13 protein-coding genes are annotated in these 17,411 nt (G+C 52.6%); 1 reads left to right on the forward strand and 12 read right to left on the reverse strand.

The features are described 5' to 3' along the window. Nucleotides 1-27: 27 nt before the first annotated feature. Complete coding sequence (locus ACYVI1_RS29695) at nt 28-333, reverse strand: hypothetical protein (protein WP_460915117.1); 306 nt, start codon at nt 331-333, stop codon at nt 28-30. 47 nt (nt 334-380) lie between these two features. Then, nucleotides 381-1,151: an AMP nucleosidase gene (locus ACYVI1_RS29700; protein ID WP_460915118.1), complete on the reverse strand. Its 771-nt coding sequence runs from the start codon at nt 1,149-1,151 to the stop codon at nt 381-383. 118 nt (nt 1,152-1,269) lie between these two features. Between ACYVI1_RS29700 and ACYVI1_RS29705 the strand changes: the two genes are divergently transcribed. After that, the gene (locus tag ACYVI1_RS29705; protein ID WP_460915119.1) at nt 1,270-1,713 is read left to right on the forward strand and encodes a type I restriction enzyme HsdR N-terminal domain-containing protein; all 444 of its coding nucleotides are present in this window, start codon (nt 1,270-1,272) and stop codon (nt 1,711-1,713) included. A gap of 31 nt (nt 1,714-1,744) precedes the next feature. Here ACYVI1_RS29705 and ACYVI1_RS29710 read toward each other — a convergent pair whose 3' ends face one another. The 10 genes from ACYVI1_RS29710 to ACYVI1_RS29755 all read right to left on the reverse strand — a co-directional run bounded on the left by ACYVI1_RS29710 (nt 1,745) and on the right by ACYVI1_RS29755 (nt 17,367). Continuing rightward, complete coding sequence (locus ACYVI1_RS29710; RefSeq protein WP_460915120.1) at nt 1,745-3,070, reverse strand: MFS transporter; 1,326 nt, start codon at nt 3,068-3,070, stop codon at nt 1,745-1,747. 66 nt (nt 3,071-3,136) lie between these two features. Further along, nucleotides 3,137-3,775, reverse strand: a complete 639-nt coding sequence (locus ACYVI1_RS29715; protein WP_460915121.1) for a bifunctional 4-hydroxy-2-oxoglutarate aldolase/2-dehydro-3-deoxy-phosphogluconate aldolase — start codon at nt 3,773-3,775, stop codon at nt 3,137-3,139. After that, entirely contained in the window at nt 3,772-4,827 is a 1,056-nt protein-coding gene (locus tag ACYVI1_RS29720) for a 2-dehydro-3-deoxygalactonokinase (protein ID WP_460915122.1), read from the reverse strand. The genes ACYVI1_RS29715 and ACYVI1_RS29720 overlap by 4 nt, the downstream gene beginning before the upstream one ends. Continuing rightward, complete coding sequence (locus tag ACYVI1_RS29725) at nt 4,828-7,071, reverse strand: outer membrane protein assembly factor BamB family protein (RefSeq protein WP_460915320.1); 2,244 nt, start codon at nt 7,069-7,071, stop codon at nt 4,828-4,830. A 44-nt stretch (nt 7,072-7,115) separates the two neighbouring features. Further along, complete coding sequence (locus tag ACYVI1_RS29730; protein WP_460915124.1) at nt 7,116-8,093, reverse strand: hypothetical protein; 978 nt, start codon at nt 8,091-8,093, stop codon at nt 7,116-7,118. A 140-nt stretch (nt 8,094-8,233) separates the two neighbouring features. Then, complete coding sequence (dgoD, locus tag ACYVI1_RS29735; protein WP_460915125.1) at nt 8,234-9,478, reverse strand: galactonate dehydratase; 1,245 nt, start codon at nt 9,476-9,478, stop codon at nt 8,234-8,236. Between the two features lie 135 nt (nt 9,479-9,613). Continuing rightward, a complete protein-coding gene (locus ACYVI1_RS29740; protein ID WP_460915126.1) occupies nt 9,614-10,969 on the reverse strand; it encodes an enolase C-terminal domain-like protein in 1,356 nt (451 codons plus the stop codon). Between the two features lie 185 nt (nt 10,970-11,154). After that, the gene (locus tag ACYVI1_RS29745; RefSeq protein ID WP_460915127.1) at nt 11,155-12,699 is read right to left on the reverse strand and encodes a SusD/RagB family nutrient-binding outer membrane lipoprotein; all 1,545 of its coding nucleotides are present in this window, start codon (nt 12,697-12,699) and stop codon (nt 11,155-11,157) included. 145 nt (nt 12,700-12,844) lie between these two features. Further along, entirely contained in the window at nt 12,845-15,976 is a 3,132-nt protein-coding gene (locus ACYVI1_RS29750) for a SusC/RagA family TonB-linked outer membrane protein (protein ID WP_460915128.1), read from the reverse strand. Nucleotides 15,977-16,122: 146 nt separating this feature from the next. Further along, a complete protein-coding gene (locus ACYVI1_RS29755; RefSeq protein ID WP_460915129.1) occupies nt 16,123-17,367 on the reverse strand; it encodes a mandelate racemase/muconate lactonizing enzyme family protein in 1,245 nt (414 codons plus the stop codon). Nucleotides 17,368-17,411 lie beyond the last annotated feature (44 nt).

The following is a 17,411-nucleotide window of genomic DNA, read 5'->3' on the forward strand; positions in this document are numbered from 1 at the left end:
GAAGGAACAGGGTGTCGATGCCCTTATCTATTTTAGACGCTCCTGAATAAGCGTCACAAGTTGGTCAAACCGTTGATTCATCTCCTGGCGTAGATTACCTACTTCACTGTCAAATTTTTGATTGACCTGCTCAAATCCATCACGTACTTCCTGCTTAAACTCATTAAAGCTAATGGTCAGGTTGGCTAATCCTTTCGCGGTCGTATCCGCTTTTTGGTCGGCACGGGTGGCTACGTCTAAAATCTGGTCCTGCCCTTCAATGAGCCGGTCAATCTTTTGAAGCGAGTCAGCCAACAATGGCTCTAATTGGTCAAGTCTGCGGTTAGGTGTCATAAAGCACATATACTGGTTACACGTTTATTTTAAACGCTTTATAACTGCTATTCAAACTTCAGATGCTTCACCGAATCGCCGGAGGATTCGAGTTCGAGCAGGGCGTCGATGCCGATGTCTAAATGAACATTGACAAACTGGCCCGTTACGCGCTTGTCGCTCTCTTCGGTTTTGACGCCTTCGGGCACTAATGGATTGTCAGATACTAATAACAAGGCCCCGTGCGGAATGGAGTTGACAAAGCCGACGGTAAAAATGGTAGCGGTTTCCATGTCGATAGCCATTGTCCTGATTTCGCGCAGGTAATCTTTAAAGGCTTCGTCGTGCTCCCAGATGCGCCGGTTGGTGGTGTACACGGTGCCGGTCCAGTAGTCCAGTTCGTATTTTTTGATTGTGGATGATACCGCCCGCTGCAACCGGAACGAGGGCAAAGCCGGAATTTCGGGTCGCATGTAGTCATTGCTGGTCCCTTCGCCCCGGATAGCGGCAATGGGCAGAATTAAATCGCCAAGCTGCGTTTTTTTCAGCCCACCGCATTTGCCCAGAAACAACACCGCTTTGGGGTCAATTGCCGTCAGCAAATCCATAACGGTAGCGGCCATCGCACTGCCCATGCCGAAATTGATAATGGTGATGTTATTGGCAGTTGCCGTTTGCATAGCCCGCCCCATGCCAAAAATCTCCACATCGAATTTCTGCGCGAACAGTTCAACGTAGTTGATAAAATTAGTCAGCAAAATATATTCACCGAATAACTCAATGGGTGTGCCCGTATAGCGTGGCAGCCAGTTCTGAACGATTTCTTCTTTGGTTTTCATATTTCTAAAGAGTGAAAGAGCGAATCGGAACGCCGAACCGGAGCGAAAGAGCGAAAAGTTGCCGCGAATTTTTTCACTCTTTCGCTCTTTCGCTCTTTCACTCTTTTATCTTTGAAACATGGACGCACTGAACCTGCCCACTTTCGACTGCAAAACTAAGCAAGTAGACGGGAAACCATATATTTTCGATTTGCTTCGCCGGAAGTACGTTCGGCTGTCGCCAGAAGAGTGGGTTCGTCAACATATCGTAAACCTGCTGCTGACGCATTATGCCTACCCAAAAGCCCTCATCCGCACCGAAGGAGGCTTAACGCTGAATCAAACCCAGAAACGAACCGACGTGGTCGTTTTTGACCGGCAAGGGCAACCGTTTCTGGTGGTCGAGTGCAAAGCCCCGCATATTGCGTTGACACAAGGCGTTTTTGACCAGATTACCCGCTACAACCATGTGCATCGGGCACCCTACGTAGTCATTTCCAACGGCATGCTGCACTATTGCTGCTGTATCAATCACGATACCGCCGACGTGCAGTTTATGGACGACTTTCCGGCGTTTGTGTAACTGTTCGGGAAGCAGAGTAACCGTCTGACGCTTACATCAACTGGCTGATGTCCACCGCTTTGGCTTTTCGCGTCAGCAAGTGGATAATTATCCAGGCCGTCAGGTACGTAAAGCCGCAGATAGTGAAGAGAATATTATACCCACCCGCCAGATTTCCAGCCGCTTTGTAGGTATCCAGCAAACTACCGACCAGCATCGGAAAAAAGATGCCGCCAGCCGCCCCGGCCATACCCGCAATGCCCGCTGCCGACCCGACTGCCTGCTTCGGAAACAGGTCGGAGGCTAAAGTAAACACGTTCGTAGCCCACGCCTGATGCACCGCTACCGCCAGACTAATCAGTCCTACAGCCACCCAGACATCGGTTGCAAACTGAGCCAGAATAATGGACAATTCCGTCACGGCAAACACCAGTAGCACGGTTTTGCGCGCTTTCAGCGTGGGCCAGCCTCGTTTTATCAGCCAGGATGACAGATAGCCACCGCCAATGCTGCCAATGGTCGTTGCTGCGTAGATGAGCATCAACTCCAGGCTTGGTTTTTTCAGGTCCAGCTTAAAGGTAGACGAAAAATAGGAAGGCAGCCAGAACAGGAAAAACCAGTAAATCGGGTCAATTAAGCCTTTGCCGGTGATAAGCGCCCAGGTTTGGGGCAGTGTAAACAGCTTTATCCATTTAATGGGCAATTTAGTATCGGTTGCGGATTCCTGCCCACTGACGATGTAGGTGTATTCCTCCGGTGATAACCGTTTCTGTCGGGCGGGAACCTCGTAAAAAATAAGCCAGAACAGCAGCCAGACGAACCCCAGCACCCCCGTAATCCAGAAGACCTCCTGCCAGCCGTAATGGCTTAAAATCCAGGGAACGATGAGCAGAGCGACCACAACGCCAACGCTCGTGCCAGCATTGAAAAGGCCCGTTGCCAACGCCCGTTCTTTTTGCGGAAACCACTCGGCTACGGTCTTCACAGCCGCCGGGTAGTTTCCGGCTTCACCTAAGCCTAATCCAACGCGGGCGATACCGAACCCTACGGCACTTCGGGCGAAGGCATGAAGCATTCCGGCCACACTCCAGAACACAATTGTGACAGAGTAGCCCACTTTCGTACCGACTTTGTCGATGAACCAGCCGAAGAGCAGTAACCCAGCCGCATAAGCCGCTGTAAATGCTATCACAATTCGGGCAAAGTCGGTCTCCGACCAGCTAAATTCAACCTCCAGAATTGGTTTCAGCAAGCCAATTATCTGCCGATCGAGGTAGTTGATGGTCGTTGCCGTAAACAGTAGCCCGACAATCACCCATCGGTAGTTCTTACTGCTCGAAGTTATGACAGGTTTTAGGTTTTTTGAGGGGGTTATCATGCTAAATTTAGTTACATCTCTCCTTTCATCGGAATGACAAAAATTTAGTCAAATACATAGATAGCCTTATGCAGGCAGTTTCTGCACGAATTTCTGAAAGTGTTTTTTCAAGCCTGACCAGTCTTTTTTATCGATCAATTCTTTATTAAAAAGCTGGCTGCCAATGCCCAGTCCATCGGCACCGGCATTCAGAAAATCCTGCATGTTTGTTAGCGTAATGCCACCGGTGGGCAGGAGTTTTAGCTGATTCAGTGGCGCTTTTACATCGTTAATATAATTCGGGCCCAATGCCGTTGTTGGAAATACTTTAACCATTGATGCCCCCAATGCCCACGCCTGATAAATTTCCGAGGGGGTGAAGGCGCCGGGAAAAATAGGAATGCCTCGCTTTACGCATTTCTTAATCACTTTTTTGCTGACGATGGGCGTAACAATGAACTGTGCACCCGCCGAAAGGGCTTTGTTTAAATCGTCTTTTGTACAAACCGTTCCGGCCCCAATGTTTAACCCTTCCTGATGATGTTCCAGCGCATAATGGATAATGGTTTCGGCGCCAGGGGTATTCATGGTTATTTCGATGGTCGTCAGGCCCGCTTCCCGGTAAACCGGCAAAATCTGAATGACATCGTCGACCGGAAGATTTCGGATGATACCGACAATTGGCGCCTTCGCGAATAAGGCCCACGAAAAGGTAGTTTGACTCATCTGACAGCTTCTTTTATTGCCTGATTCTGGAACAATATAAGTTGCCCAACACCAGCCGTTTTATCAATTAAGTCGGCAGAAATTATGGTCGTTCGCGGTGTCAGATGCAGCTCGTCAATGGCCATTTTATAAAAAGCAGCCAACCGGCTTCCGCTGCATAAAATAATCGGCCATTTCTCTTGTTCGATAAGTGGATTTAGCTCGGTACCGATCAATAAACCACTTAAATAGAAAGCATTCTGTTTTTTAGTTAATTTATCGAAAAGCTGATTGGTTCTGACCGCAAATAAACTGTTTAGAATAGTGCAGAATTTCACCTGACCGACACCCAGCTTAAATGCCTGAATGGCCGCATCTGACATATCCGATAAACCTCTGAGATCAACAGAATCTTTTAAAATACTCTGACTTGCCAGAAGGTCAAACAGTTCACCGGTCATGTAGGTTTCTATGTTGATTAGCTGCCCATCCTGAACGTACATATGCTTGGAATGAGTACCTGGAAAAACACAAACGGCCTCGGCTGGTTTATCGCCCGATTGCGTGAGCAACGCCATTAAGCCAATGAGCTGTGTTTCTTCACCGCGCATAACATCCCGTTCGCTGCTGACGCCGGATATCAGGATAAGTTCATGCGGAAAATCGGCCTGAGCATCAAGGCGTCGTAGGCTGGCCTGACTTCCGTCAACGGCAAACGGCAAACCGGCATACGGAATCTCCTCCATGCCGATCGACGACGAGGCCATGCCCGAAATAATGACGGGAACGCCCGCTAAACTGAGCGACAGGTTGTTGGCTAACTGGTCAATAGGCGTTTTTAACTGCCTGCGAAAAAACTCATTTCTGGTAATACCCTTTTGTTCACCCGTCTTTTTCCAGGCATCGAACGTACCGGCGATTCCCTGCCGCGAAAGCACTTCATCAACGCATTGCCAATCAGATGTAGTCATCAGTTTTAATCGCAGAAACGACGTTCCCCAATCACAGCATAGCAGATACGTTGTCATTGATTTGTTGGTTGACACCGGTGGATGTAGAGCTACGGTATTCATTCAGTTTCGGCGGGTCGGGGTTCGGCTGATCGGTAAGGCAAACGCAACGTATGAACCGCCCGGCTTTAGGCCATACCGGGTTCCCCCGGCCGCCAGTACGACAAATTGCCGACCGCCAGCCATGTAGGTTATGGGCGTAGCAAAACCACCGGCGGGCAGTTTATACGCCCACACGACCTTACCCGTTTTGCGGTCGAAAGCACGCAGTTTCTCATCATACGTGGCGGCAATGAATACCAGACCGCCTGCCGTTACTACCGGACCACCGTGATTCTCCGTACCCGTCGGCGGAACTCCTTTTTTCATTAATTCAGGGTATTCACCCAGCGTTACCTGCCATACATAGTCGCCCGTGTTCAGGTCAATGGCATTCAGCGTTCCCCAGGGCGGCTTAATAGCCGGGTAGCCGTCCTGATCACGAAACTGAGTGTTACCATTGTTCAGGAAGGGTGGTATATGCGGGAAGAGTTTCTCGTTGGAAACCGCCCCTGTTACCTCCGAACTATGAATATCGACCGAAGCCGAAGGGGTGGTTGTGGCCGTTTTAGCTTCGGTATTCAGCAAAAAATGAACAATTGCCTCGCGGTCTTCTGTGGCGATATGACTGAACGACGGCATCCGCCCCCGACCCGTAGCTAACAGGCTGCTAATTTGTTCTTTAGTTAACCGGTTGCCAACGTTCGTCAGGTCGGGGTACGCCTGATTGCCTTTAGCTACCGGACTCTCTTTGCCACCAATAGCATGACATACCGAGCAATTCGCAGTAAACAGACTGGCACCCCGCGTCAGGGCTGCGCCCCCCCTGGGTTGTACCCGACTGTCGCGCATCTTCAGCCACCAAAGCATATTGTTTGAATTTACATACAAAATGCCATCGGGATCGGCCGCAGCACCTCCCCATTCGGCCCCGCCACCAAAGCCATAAAATAACGTTCCTTCCTGGCTGGGCGGCATGTATTTGCTGCCTTGTCGGCTGTTGCGAAAGCGCTCCAGCACGTAGGCACGGGCTTCGGGGGTTCGATTGGTAATGGTTGCTTCAGTCAGTTCCTGAAAGCAAAATGGAGCCGGTTTGGTCGGAACGGGTTGCGTAGGCCAGGGCTGTTCGCCGGGTAAAGCAGGTGATGCTGGCACAGGTACTTCATTGACCGGGAACAGCGGCTTGCCCGTATCCCGGTCGAACACAAACACATAGCCATCTTTGGTAACCTGCGCGACAGCGTCAATTCGCCGGGGCTGGCCATCAGGACCCTTGTGCGTAACCGTTATAAGATTAGGCGGACAGGGCAGGTCGCGGTCCCAGAGGTCGTGGTGTACAGTTTGAAAATGCCAGATGCGCTTGCCCGTCTTGGCATCGAGGGCAATCAGACAATTGGCGAAGAGGTTCTGACCTGGACGGGCACCGCCATAAAAATCAACCGAGGGCGAACCCGTTCCGGCATAGACAACGCCCCGCTTGTCGTCGACAACCATACCAGCCCAGCAGTTGGCTCCACCGAGTTTTTTGTATGAATCGGTCGCCCAGGTTTCGTAGCCATACTCGCCCGGCAGTGGAATGGTTCGAAACGTCCAGGCCAGTTTACCCGTGCGAACGTTAAACGCCCGAATGTTACCCGGCAGGGCATCGCCCCCTTCTGACACGCTCGACCCCATAATCAGATACTCATTATAGATAACGCCCGGCGTGGTAGCCCGGATGGAAAAGTCGGCCACATCATAGCCCAGCGTTTTTTTATCGCCAAGTCCTTCATGCAAATCGACCTCGCCATGTTGACCAAAGCTGTCGATCGGCTTGCCAGTCAAGGCATCGACAGCATATAACGTAGCGCCAACTGAATACAGAATTCGTTTGTCTGGTTTGCCATTGCGGTCGCCGTCTTCCCAATAAACAACTCCGCGCATGGGATGAAAACGCGGCTTTTTCGCCGGGTCGGCGAAGGGGTCAAATTTCCAGAGTGGCTGCCCTGTAGCGGCATTGACGGCAACGAGTTTCAGGCGCGGTGTGGTTCCGTACAGTACGCCATTGACCACAATGGGCTGGCATTGAATGTCCATGCCGCGCTCGTCGGGATTTTTATTTTCACCGGTATCGAACGTCCAGGCCAATTGCAGGTCCTTTACGTTTTGCCTGTTAACCTGCGTCAGGGGCGAGTAGCGGTTACCGGCCTTATTACCGCCATACGTGGGCCAGTCGGTATTAGCCGGTGGCTCGTTGCCGGGCGAAAATAAAGAGCGGTGGCCCGTCATAACGACTGACGTTGAACACACCAGCAGCAGGATAAAAACAACTTTCATGGGGTGGGTTTTTCGTAAAAGTCATACGTTATTTTCCACCGTACTTCCTGTCCGGGTGCTGCCTTCAAGTGCAGGTAAGGTTCGGGGCAGGAGGTGGTGGCACAGGCCCAGAAAACTAATTTTTCTAAGGGCTGATCACCGGTGGCCCGCACACCAGCGCCGGTTTTCAGGTTTTCGATGCGGATGTTGTAGTCGCTGGCCGTTGGGCCAAATCCCTGCAAACCGGCACTGTACACCTGCTCTTTCTTTTCCAGTTCGCGTGCATACAGCAGGTTTTTGCCCGTTGGCTGAATAACCGTGCCGAACCCTTTGCCTTCCCCTTTCACCTCGAACGGAAACCGGACAGCGATCTGCGGACCGGTGGGCTGCTTGTCGATTACCCAGAAGTTGTGGTTATACACGCTCGTTTCGATGATTTTTTGACCCATATTTTTCAGGCTATGTTCCAGAATTAGTTCGGGTTTGTTTTTGCTAAGTCGAACGGTTTTGGTGTAGCGGTACGCATAGCCTGTTGCATCAGTCAGTTCGTGCGTAAAACCGACATGGTCTTTATGCGTTTTTACCGTCCATTTTCCATGATTGGCAATGTCGTAGTGTTTGGAAAATGTGTACGCCTGCTCGTCGGGTTTCCGAAGGACGCCAACGCCAATTTTTACAAAGGTTTCGCCTGGTTTTGCTTCCTTAAAGTCTATTGGCATGAACTCCTCCGCCGGTCCGTTGATGGCGTCATGCGTTTTTGGGTTATAATTCTCAAACCATTGGTCTACGTATCTATGGCCCTTATAATCAAGGCTTTTGAACGCCCCCGACCAGTCGAACCGGGTACCCTGGTAATACCCCTGACTGGTATCGGGCAGGTACAGCGCGAGCTTAACCTGGCCGTTGGCCAGTTCGATTTGCGGAGGGTCAATGGTGGGTTTTGTGATGCCGCACAAACATACTAGTAGACTGATGAAGAGGATGGTCGTTTTCAAAGGCTTGTATTGGTTTTATGTTATTTTTCTCGCCGATGCGTACAAATACCCCCAACCCCCTAAAGGGGGCTTTGTCCAAGAGTGAGTAAAGCCCCTTTAAGGGGTTGGGGGTATTTGCAACCAGCTTATTGTTTCCATCGTTACCAATCCACGACCGAGCCATCCAGTGCGTTGTACGTTTCGGGGTTTTTCCAGTCGTGGCCGATTTTATCTTTCATCAGTGCCTCGTCCAACTCAACGCCCAGCCCCGGCCCTTTGGGAATCAGCACCGTGCCATCGGGTTGGAGTTTGAACGGGTTTTTTAAATAGCCTTCGCCCAGCGAGACCTGTTCCTGGACTAAGAAATTCGGGATACTGGCCGCTAAATTCAACCCGACCGCCAGTGAGATTGGTCCCATCGGATTATGCGGAGCAATGGGTACGTAATACGCTTCGGCCATGCCCGCAATGAGCCGACCTTCGGTGATGCCCCCCGCATGACACAAATCGGGCTGGATGATGCTGGCGGCCCCTTTCTCCAGGATTTCGCGGAAGCCCCATTTCGTAAAAATCCGCTCACCGGTGGCAATGGGCAGGTGCGTGCCCCGCGCAATGTCGACCATTGTGTCGACGTTTTGCGCCTGGCAGGGTTCCTCCACAAACATGGGTTTATACGGCTCTAACTCTTTAATCAGCACCTTGGCCAACTGGGGCGAAACGGCGCCGTGAAAGTCGATGGCGATGTCCATGTCGTCGCCCCCGGCCTCACGCAACGACGCAAAATTGTCGGCTGCGTACTTAATAAATTTCGGGTTTTCGACAATGTTGGCCGGGTTCTTTTTGGCGATGCCGGTTTTAATTACCGTGTACCCTTCGGCCTTTCGCTTCTTTATGTCTTCGGCATTGCTGGCGCGTCCGTACACCCGAACGCGGTCGCGGGTGGGGCCACCCAGCAGTTCGTACACGGGTACGTTCAGGAGTTTGCCTTTAATGTCCCACAACGCATGGTCGATACCACTCAGGGCACTCGTCAGAATCGGGCCGCCCCGGTAAAATGCGTGGCGGTAAATGGCCTGCCAGTGATGCACGACCGCCCGTGGGTCTTTCCCAATCAGGTACGGCTCGACTTCCTTGATGGCCGTTTGGATGGTGAGGGCACGCCCTTCGAGCAGCGGTTCGCCCAAGCCATAAACGCCCACGTCGGTATGAATTTTGAGAAAAATCCAGCGGGGCTTGACCAAAAACGTTTCGAGCTTCGTGATTTTCACTTTGCTGTAATCCCGAAACTGACCGGGATTGGCCGCATACGACGATTCAGGCAGGGCCATCGTACCCATACCGACAACGCCCAAAACCGACTGGATGGCCGAACGGCGGGAGATGGGTTTCTTGAAGGGAGATTTCATGGGGTTTGGGGTTGTGGTTTTTATGTAGAGACGCAATACCTTGCGTCTCCTGCGCGTCAGCAATACCTTGCGTCTCCTGCGCCGGATGGTATTGCTGACGCGAGTGAGACGCAAGGTATTGCGTCTCTACATGAATTACGGCCGAATCAGCGTTCCGTCCATTTTCCGTACCTGCCAGTTCGATTTGGTGCCGATGGGGTATTTGGCTGCTTCTTTTTCGTTGATATCGACGCCCAAACCTGGCACCTCATTCACTGACATGTACCCTTTGTTCATGGTCGGGCAGCCAGTGAATACCTCCTTCATTTTATCGGAAAACTGTACGGCTTCCTGAATACCGAAATTCCAGACGGCCAGGTCGATGTGGGCGTGAGCCGCGTGACCGACGGGCGATACGTCGCCGGGGCCGTGCCAGGCGGTGCGGATGTTGAACCACTCGCCCAACCGCGCCACTTTCATGGCCGGGGAAATGCCGCCAATCTGCGAAACGTGAATGCGGATAAAGTCGAACCACTGGTTCACCATCGGCTCCTTAAACTCATTGATATTGTTGAACAGTTCGCCCATCGCAATCGGCACCGACGTAGCCTGCCGAAGATTCGCAAACCACTTCATGTTTTCGGGCGAGAAGGGGTCTTCGATGAAGAACGGGCGGTATTCTTCAACCTGCTTAATCATGTTGATGGCGTCGATGGGCTGCACCCGCTCGTGAATGTCGTGGAGCAGCTCGACTTCATCGCCACACGCCTTCCTGACTACCTCGAACATCTTCGGCACGGATTTCAGGTATAACCGTTCATTCATGTAGTTGTCGGTGGCACCCCCAAAATTAGCGGCTTTAAAATCGGGCTGGTCGGACGTAGCGCCCACGGCTCCGTAACCGCCCTGCTGAATGCGAATGTATTTGAAGCCCTGCTCCATGAATTTCTTCACACTGTCGGCAGCGGCTTCGGGCGTGTTGCCACTCGCGTGGGTGTAGCACGGAATGGCAAACCGCACTTTTCCGCCAAGCAGTTGATACACGGGCATATTGGCCCGCTTGCCTTTGATGTCCCACAGCGCCTGGTCGAGCCCGCTCAGGGCGTTGTTGAGCACAGGGCCATTGCGCCAGTATGAACTGACATACGCACCCTGCCACATGTCTTCAATCTGGTCAACATCCTTGCCGACGCAGAACTCATTCAGGTACGTATTAATCGCCACCACCACGACAGCAGCCCGTTGGGTGAACGTCGCGCAGCCTAAGCCGTACAGACCCGGCTCGGTGGTTTCAACTTTTACGACAATCAGGTTGGAGCCTTGCGGGGCCGTCGCAATGGCCTTTACGCTTTTGATTTTGACGGGTGCCATTCCAACCGCATATTGGGGCGTTCCCTGCTGTTCGCGGGCTTCGGCGGTGGAAATGCCGCCAAATAAGCCAAGCACACCGGCGGAGGAGCCGAAGCCCAGCATTTTTAACGTATCGCGACGATTGAGGTCGGGTGTTTGCATGAGAGAATTTGTAACTGGTTAAGAGATTATAGCTGTGTTTCTTATAGATGATAGTTGTGTGTCGTGGTGTCGTGATGTCGGGTTCTCAAACCCGACACTAATCGTTGACGCAAGGTGTCGGGTTTGAGAACCCGACATCACGACGAGAACCCGACACCACGACAACAAACCCGACACCACCACGATTATAATTTCTTATCCCACCAAACCCGCGTATCCAGCGTGTTAGGCCCCTGTCGGGTGATGGCTTCGTTCAACATCCCCGAATTAACCGTAATCTCACTGTCGGGATATGGCAGGCGTCGGATGAAGTCACCCTTAACTTCGGAGCCGGGATAGGGGTTTTTCTTCAGCGCGGGAAAGCCGCTGCGCCGGAAATTGGCGAACGACTCGTTGCCATCTAAGAATGTAGCCACCCAATACTGCGTGTTAATCTGTTCCAGCGCCTTGCTGGCATCCAGCGGGTGTGTATCTAAATACGCTTTGATACTCGCTTCGGGTAGAACCGCTGCTGGACCATACGACGCCATCTGCTCTAAGTTGGCCCGGATGCCCTTCGCGTAATAGTCGGCCGCCGTACCGGTCACCCAGCCGCGAACGGCGGCTTCGGCCAGCAGGAGTTGCGTTTGCGCGTGGGTAACGTGGAATTCGGGCGCGTCCAACGCCAGCACCGTACTCAGATTTACCTGCGAATAATCCCACAGGCTGACCACGCCGGTTTGCGGGAAGGTTTGGGCAATTGTTACGTCGTTATAGCCCATCGGCATCCCAATCTGCACTTTCGGGTCGGAGGTAGCCCGTGCGGACGTTTGTTCCGGTCCGCCCTTAGCCCCCACATACCGCACGGCGAAGATTGGCAGACGTGGGTCGTTGTTCGCTTTGAGGTAATCTACAAAAGGAGCTGCGAGGTAAAAATTGGTTTTTTCGCGGGCAGCTAAGTGGTTGGCAATGTAGTTGTTGTAAATGGCCGTATGCCGGATAATTGAGTTATCGGCGTTGGACGCGAACACCCCACCCGCCACGGCTTTTTTCACGTAGGCTTCTGCCGTAGCCGGGTCAACTTTTGTGTGGCGCATGGCGGCCCGCAGCATGAGTGAATAGCCCAGCTTTTTCCACTTGGCTACATCGCCCCCGTACAGAATATCGGTCGTTACGGCGGCCTGTGTGGTGGTCAGCGCAGCCGAAGCCTCTTCCAATTCCTTCAGAATGTCCTTATAAATCGCCTGCTGGGCATCGTATTTAGGTGTGATAATCTCGGTCGTGTAGCCCTGCCCCGCTTCAAAATAAGGAATATCCCCATACGTATCAGTCAGAATCATGAACGAATAGGCTTTCCAGATGCGGGCCGCGTTATAGGTGTTGATTTGCAGCGGGTCGCCCTTAGTTTGGTTCAGTACGGCGATTAACTGTTTTATCACGTTGCGGTAGAAATTAACCCAGACTAAGGGCGTATTACCTCCGTTGACCTGGTCGTAATTTCCACCCGACAGCGAACTGCCGTAGGGCGTGATAATCTGCTGTACAATCCCAAAATTATAGGTCAGCATTCCCAGCGTAGACCCCCCATCCAGGTAGGTGGTACTCACAATCGCCTTGTTCAGAATCAGCGACGGGGCCAGAAACGTGGGGTCTACCTTGTTGATATTCAGTTCCTCAAAGCCATCATCACAGCCCGAAAGCAGGCTTAGAGAGAGGAGTAAGGAGAGGGTATATTTCAGATTTGTTTTCATGAGATTATAGTTTACGGTTTACGGTTTGTGGTGAGTAGTTTGTAGTTGGCTGACCGCAACGGCGGTGATGCGGCATTCCGACCGTGCGAAAGCAACGTATGCGTCAGCCAACTACAAACTACTCACCACAAACTACAAACTTGATTTAAAATCGAGCGTTCAAATTAAATCCAATGCTGCGGGTAGGCGGCAGCCCCGGCCAGAAGTCCAGCCCCACGGCATTATCCGACGACACTAAGGCTTCTTCGGGGTCCATGTTTTCGGTCCATTTCTTGATAATCAGCACGTTGTTCGCTACGGCATTCAGTTTCAACCCTTTGATGAAAAAACGCTGGGGAAGCAGTTTGCCAAAATCGTAGCCTATCGACAGTTGCCGCAATTTCCAGAAGCCGGCATTGTTCACAAAATCCTCATTGATAGCCAGCGGGTTGATGGATTCATAGAAGGGCTGCACCGCTGATTTCGTCTGGTTGATTTCGCCGTTCGGATTGACCCCGTTCCCAATCACGTAGCCCACATCGCGACCCGGCAGCGTTCGTTTCGACAGGCCGTGGCGCATGTAATTGATGTTACGGCCAGCAATCAGTTTGTGGCCTAACTTGAAATCAATCAGGGCCGACAGCGAGATGCCCCGGAACGTGAATGTGTTGGTGATGCCGCCGAAGTAGGTGGGCAGCGCGTTCCCCACGTTCACTAAGTTGTTGTTACGCAGCGGTAGGCCACTGTTGGGGTCGAACACCTGCCGCCCCTGGGCATCCCGCAGGTAGGTGAAGGTGTACAATTGCCCGATGGGCTTGCCAACCACCTGATGCAGGTTTCGGCCTCCACCGCTGCTCACCGCAATGACGGTATCATTCGGCGACAAGCCTAACTGCAGCACCTTCGAGGTATTATAGGACACGTTGGCGCTGACATCCCACCGAAACGCATTCGTCGTCACGGGCGAAAACGTCAGCAGCATCTCCAGGCCCTGGTTCATACTCCGGCCTACGTTGATGAGCTTGCTGGTATAGGACGAAGCATCGGAAATCTGGGCGGCCAGAATCTGGTCTTCAGTCGTTTTGTGATAATACGTAAAATCAAAGCCTATCCTGTTTTGAAAGAGCTTCAACTCCACGCCAACCTCGGCTTCCTGAATGCGGAGTGGGCGCAGGTTTTTGTTCGGCACTACCGACGCGTTGATGCCCCCCAACGGCACGAGCTGTCCCGACGGAGTGGGAAACGAATTGTTGTCGACCGAGTAGTAGAGCGCATTGGAATACGGCGCTACGTTATCCGACCCCACCTGCGCGTAGGCGGCCCGCAACTTGCCAAACGACAGCCAGGCGGGCAGGCCCTCAAACGCCTGCGAGAACACGAAACTGCCTGTGACAGACGGATACAGGATGCTGTTATTGGCCGGGGCCAGCGTCGAGAACCAGTCGTTGCGGGCCGTTACGTTCAGGAACAGGTAATCCCGGTACGACAGCGTAGCGGCCCCGAACACAGAGTTGATTTTCTTCTCCGACAGGGCGTATATCGGGTTTTTAATCCGGCCATTGGCAACCGTGTATAGCCCCGGCGTCACGAAATCCTGTACCGTCACGCTGTTGTAATCATTGCGGGCATAGCGCGTATTTCCGCCCAGAGTTATGTCCACGCCAATCTTCCCGAACGTTTTGTTCGCCCCCAGAATGAGGTCGAGATTCCGCTCGGTATTCTGGCGTACATCCTGGGTGTAAGACCCGTTTACGAAGCCAACCGGAGCGCGGGCAATGGGTGCGTAGCCGTTGGGAATGTTGTAGTCCTGATTACGGACGTAATAGTCCTGGGCAATTCGTCCCTGCACATACAGCCAGTCGGTGAACTGGTATTTGAGGGCGATGTTGCCAAACACACGGTCGCGGTTGATGTTCTCGAAGTGCCGGTTCATCGAATAGTACGGGTTGTTCCGGACCAGAAAGCGCGCAAACGAAAATTCATCGCCATTGGGCAGGGTCTGATTGTCCCGCAGGGCATCAAATGGCATGGAATTGGCCAGTGTGAAAATCACCGTCGACACCGAAAAATCCTGGGTATTCAACTGGGGGGGGTTGATGTTATTCTCTTTCGAATAGTTGATATTTCCGCTGGCGGTCAGTTTGGGGGTGATGTTCTGGGTGAAGCCGAGGTTAATCACCTTGCGGTTGAAGGTGTTGTTCTCCATAATCCCCTTGTTGTCGGTGTTGCTGAACGAAAGGCTGAACCCACCGGTATCCCCGTTGTTCGCTACGGTTACGGTATTGGTAAAGTTGGTACCCACGCGGTAGAACTGCTTCACCCGGTTGAAAACCGGCTCATAGGGATAGGTCTTATTGTCGAACAGGATTTGCGTCATGCCCGGCTGAAACTTCTCACCAAAACTCCACACACCTGAACTTGGAAAAGCCGTGGTTGGCCGTTTCCCGCCTTCACCCTGCCCGTACTCGTACTGAAAATCAGTGAAATCCAGTGGCGTATCGGTGGTAAAATTGGTGTTGTAGGTAACGCCAAACCCTTTGCCCGCCCCCCGGCTTTTGGTGGTAATCATCACCACACCGTCTTTGGCGCGTGAGCCATACAGGGCGGCTGCCGTAGCTCCTTTCAGCACCGTCATGGTTTCAATATCGTCGGGGTTGATGCTGCTCAGTCCATCGCCCCCGTCGGAACTATTCGCGGCACGCGTGCCAAAATCGCCACCGAGCGAATAGTTGGAGTTGTCGATGGGCACCCCGTTCACCACAATCAGCGGGTTGTTCTGCCCCGAAAACGACGACTGCCCGCGAATCCGAATCTTGGCTGTTCCGGCGGGTCCCGTTCCCATCGTGGTGATGTTCACCCCGGCCATTTTTCCCTGGAGTCCACTCACAAAATTGGGCGTGCGGTTGGTGGAAATCTGGTCGGCATTGACTGTAGCTGTTGCATAGCCCAGCGTTTTGGCTTCCCGCTTAATGCCGAGGGCCGTTATAACATATTCGTCGAGAATTTTCGCGTCTTCTGCCAACTGCACATTGATGATGGAGCGATTGTTGACCGGAATCGTCTGGCTGACGTAGCTGATGTACGAAAAAACCAGCGACGCATTCGGCTGTACGTTAATGGAATAGTTCCCCGACGCATCGGTCGCCGTACCCACCGACGTCCCGCCCACCACCACGTTCACGCCAGGCAGACCCTGGTCATTAGCACCGGTGACTTTACCAGTCACTCTGTTCTGTGCAAAGCCATAGCCCTGACAAAGCAGCAGCCACAGCACAAGTAGTTTTACAGGTTTTTTCATGGTTTAAGGAATAGTTAAAAAAGGAGACTCGATAAAAGAAACTTGTAAGCTACCGTCTGAACTACCCCCAACCCCCTGAAGGGGGCTTTGTTCACTCGTTGATTAAGCCCCCTTCAGGGGGTTGGGGGTAGTTCAGACGGTAGCCATCACCAATTGTGAATCGACCCATCGGGCGCTTTCAGAATCGGGTGCGGGAACTTGGTATTTTCTTTAACCTCCATGATGAAGGTGGCCTTCTTCGGGTCGAACTTCACGCCCAAACCCGGCTCAGGGTTCAGGTAGAGTTTGCCATTTTTGAAATTGACAAAATCCTCGTTGAAGTAAGGTGGCCGTTCGGGTTCACCCCCGCCTAATTCCATCAGGCAGCGCGTGGGGCTGCTGGAGCCTAATACATGTACCAGTGTTGCAGTCGACAGCGGCCCCGTGAAATGCGGAATCATGCCCACATAGTGCGTTTCGCACATGGACGCCAGTTTTTTAAATTCGGAGATGCCGCCCGTGTTCGGAATCGTAAACCGGGTGTAATCAATCAGGTGCTGCTCAATGAAAGTATTGCTGTCCCAGCGGTCGCCAAATTGTTCGCCAACGGCAATGGGCACGCTGGTCATCTGCCGCACAGTTTTGTAGACGTCCGGGTTTTCGGAGCGGACAATATCTTCGACGAAATACGGCTCCAGACTTTCCAGTGCTTTGCAGATTTTGATGCCTTCGGTGGTATCGAAGCGCGTGTGCAGGTCAACAGCCCATTTGCCGCCCCCGCCCACAGCCGCGTCGATGCGTTTGCAGAAGTCGATGGTTTTTTTGGCATTGTCATAGAAGTCGAACGGGTCGGCCCCGTTGCCGCCCGTTGGCCCGATGCGGTAGGCCCGCAACCCGGCTTCGATGCAGTCTCTGGCGCGTTCTTCTTCCGTTTTGGCCTTCGACGCGCGAAAACCCGTGGCATAACATTCGATGTAGTCGCGGGTGGCTCCGCCCAGCAATTCATAGACGGGTACGCCCAGGGCTTTGCCTTTAATGTCCCACAGGGCCATATCCAGTGCGCCCTGCGCGTGGAGTTTTTCGCGGCCCGGCGGGTAAAACATACCCCGGTACAGATTCTGCCAGATGTGCTCGACGCGGAACGGATTTTCGCCAATCATCATCTGGGCCAACTGCTCAATCATGTCTTTCGAGCCACCTTCGCCAATGCCAATAATGCCGCCATCGGTTTCGATTTCAACAATGCCCCGCGCCTGATTGAAGAGCGGTTTGGTATAGCCGGGTGCCGCGTAATACCGGATTTTGGTAATCTTCAGTTTGGGGGGAGCGGCCAATGCATCCAGAAGCGGGAACCCCGTCATAACCGCCGTTGAGCAGAGCGTTGCAGACTTTAGAAAACTTCTTCGTTGCATAGGATTAGGTTAAAATAGAGGAAGGAAGTTAGTCTCGTTTAAAC

The sequence above is a fragment of the Spirosoma areae genome, assembly GCF_054781775.1.

Bases quoted from the DNA above. Each gene is read 5' to 3' on its own strand.
- ACYVI1_RS29725 (WP_460915320.1), bottom strand. From the start codon at position 7,071: ATGACGGGCCACCGCTCTTTATTTTCGCCCGGCAACGAGCCACCGGCT.
- ACYVI1_RS29700 (WP_460915118.1), bottom strand. From the start codon at position 1,151: ATGAAAACCAAAGAAGAAATCGTTCAGAACTGGCTGCCACGCTATACG.
- ACYVI1_RS29695 (WP_460915117.1), bottom strand. From the start codon at position 333: ATGACACCTAACCGCAGACTTGACCAATTAGAGCCATTGTTGGCTGAC.
- ACYVI1_RS29715 (WP_460915121.1), bottom strand. From the start codon at position 3,775: ATGAGTCAAACTACCTTTTCGTGGGCCTTATTCGCGAAGGCGCCAATT.
- dgoD (WP_460915125.1), bottom strand. From the start codon at position 9,478: ATGAAATCTCCCTTCAAGAAACCCATCTCCCGCCGTTCGGCCATCCAG.
- ACYVI1_RS29705 (WP_460915119.1), top strand. From the start codon at position 1,270: ATGGACGCACTGAACCTGCCCACTTTCGACTGCAAAACTAAGCAAGTA.
- ACYVI1_RS29720 (WP_460915122.1), bottom strand. From the start codon at position 4,827: ATGAATACCGTAGCTCTACATCCACCGGTGTCAACCAACAAATCAATG.
- ACYVI1_RS29745 (WP_460915127.1), bottom strand. From the start codon at position 12,699: ATGAAAACAAATCTGAAATATACCCTCTCCTTACTCCTCTCTCTAAGC.
- ACYVI1_RS29710 (WP_460915120.1), bottom strand. From the start codon at position 3,070: ATGATAACCCCCTCAAAAAACCTAAAACCTGTCATAACTTCGAGCAGT.
- ACYVI1_RS29740 (WP_460915126.1), bottom strand. From the start codon at position 10,969: ATGCAAACACCCGACCTCAATCGTCGCGATACGTTAAAAATGCTGGGC.
- ACYVI1_RS29750 (WP_460915128.1), bottom strand. From the start codon at position 15,976: ATGAAAAAACCTGTAAAACTACTTGTGCTGTGGCTGCTGCTTTGTCAG.
- ACYVI1_RS29755 (WP_460915129.1), bottom strand. From the start codon at position 17,367: ATGCAACGAAGAAGTTTTCTAAAGTCTGCAACGCTCTGCTCAACGGCG.